Source organism: Enterobacter cloacae complex sp. HYC074_NIDB (genome assembly GCF_056673345.1).
Genome location: NZ_CP114214.1, coordinates 1,475,322 through 1,487,166, shown reverse-complemented (window position 1 = coordinate 1,487,166; position 11,845 = coordinate 1,475,322). Strand labels below are relative to the sequence as shown.

The following is an 11,845-nucleotide window of genomic DNA, read 5'->3' as shown; positions in this document are numbered from 1 at the left end:
TTTGCTATATTGCGTTAGCGATCACGCTTATAAAACTTATGACATAAAGTGGCCCTGCAACCGGTAGCGATTTCCCGGGAACAGCAGCTTCGCATGCGACACAATTTGTGAGGACGACCAGGTACGACGGCGGATCAGCAGGCAGGGATCGTGCTCTTTAATACGCAACAGCTCGCATTCCTGCGGCGTGGCGCGCACGGCTTCCACGATATGCTCCCCTTCCGTCAGCGGGGCGACGAGCGAGAGATACGCATGCGGTGTGGTTTGGGTGTAATCCTGATTCAGATAGTCCGGTATCCGCTCCGCGTTGACGCAGCGATCTTCAATCTGGACCGGAATGTCGTTCTCATAGTGCACCATCACCGAATGGAAAATCCGGGTGCCCTCGGTAACGTTCAGCTCGATGGCCTGTTCGGCGCTGGCCTGCGTCTCTTCAAGCACCAGCACCTCGCAGTGGTGCTGATGGTTGCGGGCGGCAATTTCATCGGCAATGCTGCGGATTTCAAACAGCGCCGACTGTCCTTTTGGCTCCGCCACAAATGTCCCCACCCCTTGCAGGCGCACCAGCAACCCTTCATCGGTCAGTTCACGCAGTGCGCGGTTGATGGTCATTCGGCTAAAGCCAAACTGCGCCACCAGCTCGGCCTCGGACGGAATGCGGTCATGCGGGCGCCAGACGCCGGCTGCGATTTTTTCGCTGATCGCCTGCTTCACCTTTTCGTAAAAAGGCGCGGGAGGGCTCGGCTGCGGCAGGGGCGAGCGTGAAAACATCATGACTCCTTGAATGTGGTTATGCCCACCAGTGAGCAATTTGCCAGGCCAGTCGGGCGGCGAGCTTAGCGCCCTGACCGTCCCGATCGTAGTGCGGATTAAATTCCACCAGATCCGCCGCCTGTAGTTTACCGCTTCGGCAGATACGCTCAATCACCGGGAACAGATCCAGCGCCGGGATCCCCAACGCCGCAGGGGCGGACACGGCGGGCATTTCTGCGGCAGGCAGCACATCGAGGTCAACGGTGAGATAAACCCGGTCTGCCTGCGTAAGCACGCTATCCAGCGCGGATAGCGCATCCCGGCGAAAATCGAGATCTTCAACCAGCGTCACGTTCAACCGCTCAGCTTCCTCCCACAGCGCCTGAGTATTCGCCGCACGGCTTACCCCCAGGCAGGCGTAGTGAAACACCCGAGACTGAGACGCGCAGTAGTGCGCCAGCTGGCGGAACGGCGTGCCGGACGTTGCCCGTTCAGCCTTGCGTAAATCGAGGTGCGCATCCAGGTTGATCACCGCAATGCGATCGTTCGGAAAGGCGTCCAGCACGCCGCGCCCGTGCGCCCAGGCGGTTTCATGTCCACCGCCGAAAACCAGAGTACGCATCCCGGATTGCTGGCACGCGGTTATGGCCTCGCTCAGCGCCTGCTGTGCCGCCTCCAGCGCGTGTCCTTCAACATAAACAGAACCCATATCCACGAGGCGCGCATGCCCCTGATGGCTCGCCATATTCGCCAGCGCGCCGCGCAACACATCGGGCGCCTGTGCAGCACCGGGCCTGCCCTGGTTACGCTTAACCCCTTCATCACATTCAAAGCCCAGCAGGGCAATGCCTGACGGCACGGGAGAAAAGTGTTCGCGCTGCTGTATGGTCTGGAAGAGACGTTTCGCGGTGCTGGACTCGGCGCTGTCGTCACGCCCCTGCCAGACCTGCGGGGAGACGGGATGCCACAGTTTCATGCTACCTGCCCCCGAAACACGCGTTGATACAAAGGATTCCGCCCCGGCTCGTAAACCATCTCAACCGGATGATTCGCCTCCCAGACGACGAAATCAGCCACATAACCGGGCTTTAACTGCCCGTGCGTCGCAGCACGTCCTAGCGCCTGCGCCGCATGCCGCGTCACGCCAGCCCAGGCCTCTTCCGGCGTGAGGCCAAACTGGACGCAGGCCATGTTCATTGCCAGATGCAGGCTGGCAAACGGACTGGTGCCCGGGTTGTAGTCGGTAGCCACCGCCATCGGCACACCCTGCTCTCTGAGCTGCGCCACCGGTGGACGCTGGCGCTCCTGAAGAAAATAGAACGCGCCGGGGAGCAATACCGCCACCGTGCCGCTTTGCGCCATCGCCTGAATACCTGCATCATCGAGATACTCAATATGATCGGCCGACAGCCCTTTATACTGGCTGACCAGCGCCGCGCCGCCAAGATTCGACAGTTGTTCTACATGCCCTTTTACCGGGATCCCGAGCGCGGCGGCGGCCCGGAACAGGCGCTCGGTTTGCGCCGGGGTAAAGCCGACGTTTTCACAAAACACGTCCACCGCTTCAAATAACTCTTTTTGCCACAGCGTGGGCATGATCTGCTCACAGACCAGCGCCAGATAGGCATCCGGATCTTGTCGGTACTCGGCAGGAACGGCATGCGCGGCCAGCAACGTCGGGCTGATATCGACCAGATTATTCAGGCTGAGCTGGCGGGCAACCAGCAGCATTTTCTCTTCGGCTTCGGCATTCAGACCGTATCCTGATTTTATTTCAACGGTCGTTACGCCTTCATTCATCAGCCGCTGGAGTCGCTGCTGCGCCACCGTCAGGAGCGTTTCCGGCGAACTGTTGCGGGTGGCCGTGACCGTGGCGTTAATTCCGCCGCCCTGCGCGCTAATGGTCTGATATGACACGCCGTTAAGCCGTTGCTCCCATTCCGCTGCACGATCGCCGCCAAACACCAGGTGGGTGTGGCAATCGATCAGGCCGGGAGTAACCAGACGCCCGTCGAGATCGACACACTGACAATGCCCGGAGGGGATCTCGGATTCAGGAATAATGGCCAGAATCGTCTGGCCGCGCACAACGAGGGCATGTTGTTCTCTCAGGCCGTAGGGTTCCGCCTCGCCTGTCGCCAGGGTTGCCAGTCGCGCATTTCGCCATATAACATCATCGGGATTAAGCTGCTGCATGTGCCTTCCACTTGTCATGGGTTGTATAGACATTTATTTTCATCTGCCGCCTGCTGTCAACCGCATTGGGGGAAAATGTTATTTATTTGTGATGACTTTCCCGTCGCCTGCGGGCAAAAATGCAACTTTTCCGGTTTTTATCTTCCCGTTTCGCTCAACTTAGTATAAAAAAGCAGGCTATTTCGTCTATCCAGATAAGACTTGCATACCCAGGAGCATTACCTTGAATATTTCCAGGATTTCCCGTCTGGCGTTGGCACTCGCCTTTGGCGTGACTTTATCCGCTTGCAGTTCAACACCACCGGATCAGCAACCTTCTGAGCAGGTTGCTCCGGGCACCGCTTCCCGTCCGATCCTGTCAGCGGCTGAAGCGAAGAACTTCACCCGTGCGCACTATTTCTCGGCGATGGATCCCAATGCAGCCCCGTGGACGCCTTCTTCTATTAACCTGCCGAAACAGCCAGACTTCGTTGTCGGCCCGGCCGGGGCGCAGGGCGTTACACACACCTCTATTCAGGCAGCCGTTGATGCCGCAATCACCAAACACAGCGCATCTCGTCAGTACATTGCCATCCTGCCGGGTGAATACGAAGGAACCGTTTATGTTCCGGCGGCACCGGGAAGCATTACACTTTACGGCCTGGGCGAAAAAGCGGTCGACGTAAAGATTGGCCTGGCGATTGATTCAGAGATCGACAGCACCACCTGGCGCCATCTGGTAAACCCGGCCGGTAAATACATGCCAGGTAAACCGGCGTGGTATATGTTTGATAACTGCCAGCGCAAGCGTGCCGCCACCATTGGCGTGATGTGTTCGGCGGTATTCTGGTCACAAAACAATGGCCTGCAATTGCAAAACCTGACCATTCAGAACACCCTGGGCGACAGCGTTGACGCAGGTAATCATCAGGCCGTGGCGCTGCGTAGCGATGGCGACAAGGTACAGATTAACAACGTCAATATCCTGGGCCGCCAGAACACCTTCTTCGTGACCAACAGCGGCGTGCAGAATACCCTTCAGAACAACCGTCTGACGCGTACTCTGGTCACCAACAGCTACATTGAAGGCGACGTGGATATGGTCTCTGGCCGCGGCGCGGTGGTATTTGATAACACCGACTTCCGCGTGGTGAATTCACGTACGCAGCAGGAAGGTTACGTCTTTGCACCGGCCACGCAGTCTAACCTGTTCTATGGCTTCCTGGCCGTGAATAGTCGCTTTACTGCTGCTGGCGATGGCGTGGCGCAGCTTGGTCGCTCTCTGGACGTGGACTCCGCCACTAACGGCCAGGTAGTGATCCGCGACAGCGTGATTAACGAAGGCTTTAACATGGCGAAACCGTGGGCGGATGCGGCGATCTCGAAACGTCCTTTCTCCGGCAACACCGGCACGGTGGATGATAAAGACAACGTGCAGCGTAACCTGAACGACGCTAACTTCAACCGCATGTGGGAATACAACAACCGCGGTCTGGGTAGCAAAGTGGTTGCTGAGCCGAAGCAGTAAAATGCCTGCTGCCGGGTGGCGGCTGCGCCTTACCCGGCCTGCCACATGCATTAACCGCGCATAAAAAACCTCGCATTTGCGAGGTTTTTTTTCGTCTACGGATCAATGAGCGTTAATCACAACCCACATCGGCCCTTGTCCGACCGCATAGCGTCCTTTCTCTTCCAGTAGACCCTGCACGCCCTGGATTTCATAGAGCGCAATGTGGTGGGATTTCTGCCCCGCCGCAATCAGGTACTTGCCGCTGTGGTCGACATTAAAGCCGCGCGGCTGGGTTTCAGTTGGCTGGAAGCCTTCAACTGCCAGAACGCTGCCGTCTTCAGAGACGCTGAAGACGGTGATCAGACTGGAGGTACGGTCACAGGCATACAGGTGACGGCCATCCGGCGTGATGTGAATGTCTGCCGCCCAGCGTGTGTCAGAGAAATCAGATGGCATCATGTCCAGCGTCTGTACGCACTCGATCTGCCCGTTAGGATCGTTCAGCTCCCACACGTCTACCGAGCTGTTCAGCTCGTTAACGACATAGGCATACTGCTGATTCGGATGGAAGACCATGTGGCGCGGGCCTGCGCCTTCAACGGTGGTGACTTCCGCCGGGCTCTGCGCGACCAGATGGCCGTCATCGCTCAGGGTAAACAGGCAGATGCGGTCCTGCTTAAGCGCTGGCACCCACAGCGTGCGGTTATCCGGCGAAATGTTGGCTGAGTGGCAACCTTCGAGCCCTTCTACCACGTCGACGGTTTCAACGGGAATACCGTCTTCCAGGCGGGTGACGCTCACGGAGCCTGCATTGTAGGAGCCGCTGAAGATAAAGTTGCCTTTATGGTCAGTGGAAATATGGGTCGGGCTGCCCGGCAGCGGGGCTTCTGCGGTATAGGTCAGCGCGCCGTCATCCGGGGAGATGCGGTATGCCAGTACGCGGAATTCGGGGCGTACGCCGACATAAAGAAAACGTTTATCCGGGCTGACGACCATCGGCTGCACCTGGCCTGGCACATCAACAACCTGAACCAGCGTAAGCGAACCTTCTGTATTCAAACGCCAGACATGGATCTGCTGACTTTCAGGACTGGCGGTATAAACGGTTTGTTTCATGAATACTCCTGATTATTTTTAACGGTGAATGCTGAATTGTAGTCCGGGATTTTGCAGGGTTCCGCTCTCGGTGTACCATCCCGACAGACCTTAAATTCAACATTAACCCGGAAGAAAAAATGACCTCGCGAGTGATTGCCCTGGATTTAGACGGAACACTGCTTACCCCTCAGAAAACCCTGCTCCCCTCTTCTCTTGAGGCCCTCAAACGAGCCCAGGAAGCGGGGTATCAACTTCTCATCGTAACGGGTCGACATCACGTAGCCATTCATCCTTTTTATCAGGCACTGGGCTTAGATACACCTGCAATTTGTTGTAATGGCACCTATTTGTATGATTATCAGGCAAAAAAGGTTTTAGCCTCCGATCCGCTTCCCGTTACGCAGGCGCTGCAATTGATTGATTTACTGGATGAGCACGCCATTCACGGCCTGATGTATGTGGATAACGCCATGGTGTATGAACGCCCTACCGGCCATGTGATCCGCACCAGCAACTGGGCTCTGTCTCTGCCGGAAGCGCAGCGTCCGGTGTTTACTCAGGTTTCCTCCCTGCGCCAGGCGGCGGAAGACGTCGAAGCAATCTGGAAATTTGCCCTGACCGATGAAGACACCGCCAAACTGAATACCTTCGCAAAACTTGTCGAGCATACGCTGGGTCTGGAATGTGAATGGTCCTGGCACGATCAGGTGGATATCGCCCGCAAAGGCAACAGCAAAGGAAGGCGTCTGACCCAGTTCGTTGAATCGCAGGGCGGATCAATGCAGGACGTAATTGCTTTCGGCGATAACTATAACGACATCAGCATGCTGGAAGCGGCCGGAACGGGCGTGGCGATGGGTAATGCCGATGACGCGGTGAAAGCGCGCGCTGACGTGGTGATTGGTGATAACACCACCGACAGCATCGCGCAGTATATCTATACCCACCTGCTGTGATCAGGCGGTTATGGAAACGCTCTTGATTTGCGCGTAAAGCCACAGGCCAGGCTTGATACCCAGCTCATCCCTGGCCCACGGGCTGATGCGCGCCCACAGCGTTCTGCTGCCCACTTCCAGCTGCACTTCCACCTGGCCGTTATCATCAAAACACTGCGCCACTTTTGCGCGCAAAATATTGCGGATACTGGTTTGCAGCGGCGGTTGCAGGACCAATGAGACATCCGACGCCTGAATGCGGATCCGTAACGTGGACTGAATCGGCGTATCGATTTTATTCACCCACAAATGCTGATCGCCCAGCGCCAGCGCGGTCATCGCGTAGTGCGGATGGTGCTCCAGCACGCTCACCTTCAGAATGCTGCTCTGCTGCTCCTTTGGCAGCCATGGATGCATAACGCTGCTGCCCCACACCTCCTCCAGATTGCCGAATGCCTTCACCCTGCCCGCTTCGAGCACCAGCACTTTGTCGGCCAGATGTAAAATCTCATCCAGCGAATGGCTGACGTAGAGCATTGGCACATTGATTTCCCGCGCCAGACGTTGCAGATACGGCAGCAGCTCGCGCTTGCGCGGAATATCCAGCGAGGCCAGCGGCTCATCCAGCAGCAGCAGTTCCGGCGCGGTTAACAGGGCGCGGCCAATCGCCACACGCTGTTTTTCACCACCCGACAGCGACGACGGCAGACGATCCAGCAGCGGTTCGATGCCCAGCAGCGCCACCAGCTTATTGAACTGTCCGGCCATGCTTTTTGCCATGCCGTAACGCAGGTTCCCGCGAACGCTGTAGTGCGGAAACAGGCGCGCATCCTGAAACACATAGCCGATACGGCGTTTGTCCGGTGACAGGCAGACCTTCTTCTCCGCGTCATTTAAGACGCGGTTATTTAGCACAATACGGCCAGACTGGGGACGCGTCAGGCCGCTAATCGCATTAATCAGAGACGTTTTCCCCGCCCCGGACACGCCAAAAATGGCGGTGATACCGCTGGCAGGCAGCGTTTCGTTCAGCGTCAGGGTGTGACTGCCCAGGGTTTGCGTAAAGTTGAGTTCCAGCATCACGATTTCCCCATCCGTTCACGGCTGAGGCGCGCCAGCCACTCAGACACCAGCAGCGAGACCAGAGCGAGCACAATCGAAATAATACACAGCCGGGCCGCCGCACCTTCGCCGCCCGGGGTCTGAATCAGGGTATACATGGCCGACGGGATGGTCCGCGTCTCGCCGGGAATGTTCGACACAAAGGTGATGGTCGCGCCAAACTCACCCAACGAGCGGGCGAAGGCTAACACCGTACCGACGATAATGCCCGGTAACGTAAGCGGAATCGTAATGGTCAGGAATACCCGCCAGCGGCCTGCGCCCAGCGTGCGGGCGGCCTGTTCTAACCGGATATCCACCCCTTCCAGCGCCAGGCGGATAGCGCGCACCATCAGCGGGAAGGACATTACTGCCGCGGCCAGAACCGCGCCGCGCCAGCTGAAAGCAAAGGTCAGTCCGAACCAGTCGTACAGCCACTCGCCAATAACGCCGCGTCGCCCCATGGAGATCAGCAGCAGATAGCCGACCACCACAGGCGGCAAGACGAGCGGAAGATGAAGAACACTGTCGAGCAGGGCTTTGCCTGGAAACTTCACGCGAACCAGTAACCAGGCAAAGAACACCCCAAAGGGCAAACTCAGCGCAACCGCCAGGGAAGAGACTTTCAGGCTCAGCAGCACGGCCTGCCATTCAGGTTCGGTCAATATCATTCGTGAGTCGTAAATCCGTAACGTTTAAAGATAGCGGACGCTTCCGGCCCCTTCAGGTAGTCAACGAAGGCCGTCACGCTCGCATTTTTATGCCCATCAACTATCGCAACAGGATATTCCACTTTCTTATGCGAGTCTTCCGGGAAGGTACCCACTACCTTCACGCCTTTACTGGCGACGGCATCGGAGCCGTAAACGATCCCGAGTGGCGCTTCGTTACGCTCCACCAGCGCCAGCGCGCCACGCACATCTTCTGCGGGAGCCAGCTTCGGCGATAAGGTTTCCCATGCGCCAAGTTTTTGCAGCGCTTCTTTCGCATAAATCCCGGCAGGAACATGCTCCGGATCGCCCACCGCCAGACGACCACCGTTGAGCAGACGGGTCCAGTCCGTCTGTTTGTTGATGGCGATGTCGCCCTGCTTGCTGTTTGCGGGTGCAACCACCACCAGGCTATTTCCCAGCAGCGTTTCGCGGGTAGCCGTATCAACAGATTTTTTCTCCACCGCGTAATCCATCCATTTCTGATCGGCAGAGATGAACAGATCCGCGGGCGCCCCCGCTTCAATCTGGCGGGCCAGCGTGGACGAGGAGGCAAACGACGAGACCACCTCGACGTTTTTCTCTTTTTTGTATACCGCAGCAATATCCTGCATCGCGTTAGTCAGCGACGCCGCCGCAAAGACCGTGATTTTTCCTTCATCCGCCAGCGCGTGGCCGGTGAGTGAGAGAGTCAGCGTTGCCCCTGCGAAAAGGCGTACCCATGAACGTGCCATTTGAAGCTCCTGTGCGTATCGTTATATACAAATAAATATAACGATATATCGCAGGCGTTCCTAGCGCTAAATCGTACCCATTAATGCGTAAACTCAAGGAACGTTGTAAAAGATATCGGCGGGAGAGGAATAAACTTGAGAGCAAAACGCCCGGGCTGGCCGGGCGTTTTGGAGGAAATCATTGCTGCTTTTTAGGCTGGTCACGACGATGACCAATGTTCGAAAAGACGTTGAACACTTCACCCAGGCCGTAGATGGCACCGAGGATGATAGCCATCACTACTGGCACCATGATTACCGCGAATACCAGACTTTTCAACAACTCTAACATGGTTTTCTCCAGATCTTGTGAACGGCTTATTCTACCCTGAAAAGTAAGAAAAACATCCCCTTTTGTGCGGTGCGCTTTCCGCCCCCGGGCATTTGGGTCACAATAGCCTTTTTGCCGGGACACTGTTATGCAGGCCGAAATTCTCCTCACCCTACGACTTCAGCAGAAGCTTTTCGCCGATCCGCGACGTATCGCCCTGTTAAAACAAATAGAACAAACTGGCTCGATTAGCCAGGGAGCAAAAAACGCCGGCATCAGCTATAAAAGCGCCTGGGATGCGATTAACGACATGAACACCCTGAGTGAACACACGCTGGTTGAGCGCGCCACCGGCGGGAAAGGCGGCGGCGGCGCCGTGTTGACGCGTTACGGGCAACGTCTGATCCAGCTCTACGATTTACTGGCGCAGATCCAGCAAAAAGCATTTGATGTGCTGAGCGATGACGACAACCTGCCGCTGGACAGCCTGCTGGGCGCCATCTCCCGTTTCTCTTTGCAGACCAGCGCCCGTAACCAGTGGTTTGGTACGGTGACGGGGCGCGATCATTCGCAGGTGCAGGAGCATATTGAGATCCTGCTCGCGGACGGCACGACGCGCCTGAAAGCCGCCATCACCGCGCAAAGTGGTCAACGCCTTGGGCTGAACGAAGGTCAGGAGGTGCTGGTATTACTCAAAGCCCCCTGGATCAGCATCACGCTTAACCCTGAGCAGGCCGCAGAGGCCGACAACCAGCTGCGGGGACGCATCAGCCACATCGAGCGCGGCGCAGAACAGTGTGAAGTGCTGATGACCCTGCCGGATGGACAGTTGCTCTGCGCCACCGTTCCGGTGAACGACGCGACCGAATTAGACGAAGGTGCTGTGGTGACCGCATATTTCAATGCAGACAGGATAATTATCGCCACATTGTGCTAAGCACATTGACAACCCTGCTTACACTGAGTATCCCTGACATCTGTTGCTGCAAAAAATGGGATAACACATGTCATCATTGCATATTTCGCAAGGCACGTTTCGTCTTAGCGATACCCGTACCTTATCGCTGCCAGAGTTAACCCTTCGCGCCGGAGAAAGCTGGGCGTTTGTGGGCTCTAATGGCAGCGGAAAATCCGCGCTGGCCCGCGCTTTGGCAGGCGAATTAACCCAACTGAAGGGTGAACGTCGGTGCACCTTTACCCGGCTGACGCGCCTTTCCTTCGAACAGCTGCAAAAGCTGGTCAGCGATGAGTGGCAGCGTAACAATACCGATTTGCTCAGCCCCGGCGAAGAAGATACCGGCCGCACGACGGCGGAAATTATCCAGGATGAGATAAAAGATCCTGCCCGCTGTCAGCAGCTGGCGGAGCAATTTGGCATTACCGCCCTGCTTAACCGCCGTTTCAAATATCTTTCTACCGGTGAGACGCGCAAAACGCTGCTGTGTCAGGCGCTGATGAGCGAGCCGGAACTCTTGATCCTGGATGAACCGTTTGACGGACTGGATGTACAGTCCCGCGCGCAGCTGGCAGCGTTGCTGGCGTCGCTTAACCAGCAGGGATACACCCTTGTACTGGTCCTGAACCGCTTTGATGAGATCCCGGATTTCGTACATTATGCAGGCGTGCTGGCGGACTGTAGCCTGACCGAAACCGGCGAGAAAGCCGTACTGCTTCGGCAGGCGCTGATTGCGCAGCTGGCCCACAGCGAGAAACTGGACGGTATTGCCCTGCCGGAGCCGGATGCGCCTTCGGCGCGCCACGGGCTGGATCCTGACCAGCCGCGCATTGTGCTGCGCGATGGGGTGGTTGCTTACGACGATCGCCCTATTCTTAATCACCTCAGCTGGACGGTTAATCCTGGTGAGCACTGGCAGATCGTCGGCCCCAACGGGGCGGGTAAATCCACGCTGCTGAGCCTGATCACCGGGGATCACCCGCAGGGATACAGCAACGATCTCACCCTGTTCGGCCGTCGCCGCGGCAGCGGGGAAACCATCTGGGATATCAAAAAGCACATCGGCTATGTCAGCAGCAGCCTGCATCTGGACTACCGGGTGAGCACCACGGTGCGAAACGTGATCCTCTCTGGCTTCTTCGACTCCATTGGTATTTATCAGGCGGTATCCGACAAGCAGCACAAGCTGGCGCAGCAGTGGCTGGATATTCTGGGTATGGATAACCGGGTCGCCGATGCACCCTTCCACAGCCTGTCGTGGGGGCAGCAGCGGCTGGCATTGATCGTCCGCGCGCTGGTCAAGCACCCTACGCTGCTGATTCTGGATGAACCGTTGCAGGGGCTGGATCCGCTCAACCGTCAGCTGATCCGCCGCTTTGTGGATGTCCTGATTAGCGAAGGTGAAACCCAGCTGCTGTTTGTGTCCCACCATGCTGAGGATGCCCCGTCCTGCATCACCCATCGGCTGGAATTTGTCCCTGACGGCGAGCAATACCGCTACCTGCTGAGCAAAATCGATTAACGCTCGGAGGGCGCTGCCCTCCGCTTTTCAGACAACCTGCAA

General features: G+C 57.1%; 12 protein-coding genes. 4 read left to right on the top strand and 8 right to left on the bottom strand.

The window, feature by feature from the left end:
- Nucleotides 1–36: 36 nt before the first annotated feature.
- The 3 genes from O1724_RS07320 to hutI are packed head-to-tail and all read right to left on the bottom strand — an operon-like array spanning nt 37 to nt 2,949.
- Nucleotides 37–771 carry a histidine utilization repressor gene (locus O1724_RS07320; RefSeq protein ID WP_003858534.1) on the bottom strand — a complete coding sequence of 245 codons (735 nt, stop codon included), beginning with the start codon at nt 769–771 and terminating at the stop codon, nt 37–39.
- Nucleotides 772–790: 19 nt separating this feature from the next.
- Nucleotides 791–1,729, bottom strand: coding sequence for a formimidoylglutamase (hutG, locus tag O1724_RS07315; RefSeq protein WP_003858535.1), 939 nt, complete (start codon nt 1,727–1,729; stop codon nt 791–793).
- Nucleotides 1,726–2,949 (bottom strand): imidazolonepropionase, encoded by a 1,224-nt coding sequence (gene hutI, locus O1724_RS07310; protein WP_003858536.1) that lies wholly within the window; start codon nt 2,947–2,949, stop codon nt 1,726–1,728. The genes hutG and hutI overlap by 4 nt, the downstream gene beginning before the upstream one ends.
- 223 nt (nt 2,950–3,172) lie before the next feature.
- On the opposite strand from hutI, the gene O1724_RS07305 reads away from it, so the two are divergent.
- A complete protein-coding gene (locus O1724_RS07305) occupies nt 3,173–4,456 on the top strand; it encodes a putative acyl-CoA thioester hydrolase (RefSeq protein ID WP_003858537.1) in 1,284 nt (427 codons plus the stop codon).
- 102 nt (nt 4,457–4,558) lie between these two features.
- Here O1724_RS07305 and pgl read toward each other — a convergent pair whose 3' ends face one another.
- Complete coding sequence (gene pgl / locus O1724_RS07300) at nt 4,559–5,554, bottom strand: 6-phosphogluconolactonase (RefSeq protein WP_022650634.1); 996 nt, start codon at nt 5,552–5,554, stop codon at nt 4,559–4,561.
- Nucleotides 5,555–5,673: 119 nt separating this feature from the next.
- Between pgl and O1724_RS07295 the strand changes: the two genes are divergently transcribed.
- Nucleotides 5,674–6,492 carry a pyridoxal phosphatase gene (locus tag O1724_RS07295; RefSeq protein WP_023324340.1) on the top strand — a complete coding sequence of 273 codons (819 nt, stop codon included), beginning with the start codon at nt 5,674–5,676 and terminating at the stop codon, nt 6,490–6,492.
- Here O1724_RS07295 and modC read toward each other — a convergent pair whose 3' ends face one another.
- The 4 genes from modC to O1724_RS07275 form a co-directional block, all read right to left on the bottom strand.
- On the bottom strand, nt 6,493–7,551 hold the full coding sequence (gene modC, locus O1724_RS07290) for a molybdenum ABC transporter ATP-binding protein ModC (protein WP_003858541.1): 1,059 nt from the start codon (nt 7,549–7,551) through the stop codon (nt 6,493–6,495).
- Nucleotides 7,551–8,243, bottom strand: a complete 693-nt coding sequence (gene modB, locus O1724_RS07285) for a molybdate ABC transporter permease subunit (RefSeq protein ID WP_479983949.1) — start codon at nt 8,241–8,243, stop codon at nt 7,551–7,553. Before modB ends, modC begins: the two co-directional genes overlap by 1 nt.
- Nucleotides 8,240–9,016 carry a molybdate ABC transporter substrate-binding protein gene (gene modA, locus O1724_RS07280; RefSeq protein WP_022650631.1) on the bottom strand — a complete coding sequence of 259 codons (777 nt, stop codon included), beginning with the start codon at nt 9,014–9,016 and terminating at the stop codon, nt 8,240–8,242. The genes modB and modA overlap by 4 nt, the downstream gene beginning before the upstream one ends.
- 178 nt (nt 9,017–9,194) lie before the next feature.
- Nucleotides 9,195–9,347: an AcrZ family multidrug efflux pump-associated protein gene (locus O1724_RS07275; protein ID WP_003858549.1), complete on the bottom strand. Its 153-nt coding sequence runs from the start codon at nt 9,345–9,347 to the stop codon at nt 9,195–9,197.
- Nucleotides 9,348–9,474: 127 nt separating this feature from the next.
- On the opposite strand from O1724_RS07275, the gene modE reads away from it, so the two are divergent.
- Together modE and modF are read left to right on the top strand one after the other, a co-directional pair.
- A complete protein-coding gene (gene modE / locus O1724_RS07270) occupies nt 9,475–10,263 on the top strand; it encodes a molybdenum-dependent transcriptional regulator (protein ID WP_003858550.1) in 789 nt (262 codons plus the stop codon).
- A 67-nt stretch (nt 10,264–10,330) separates the two neighbouring features.
- Nucleotides 10,331–11,803, top strand: a complete 1,473-nt coding sequence (gene modF, locus O1724_RS07265) for a molybdate ABC transporter ATP-binding protein ModF (protein ID WP_045894957.1) — start codon at nt 10,331–10,333, stop codon at nt 11,801–11,803.
- The last annotated feature ends 42 nt before the right edge of the window (nt 11,804–11,845 follow it).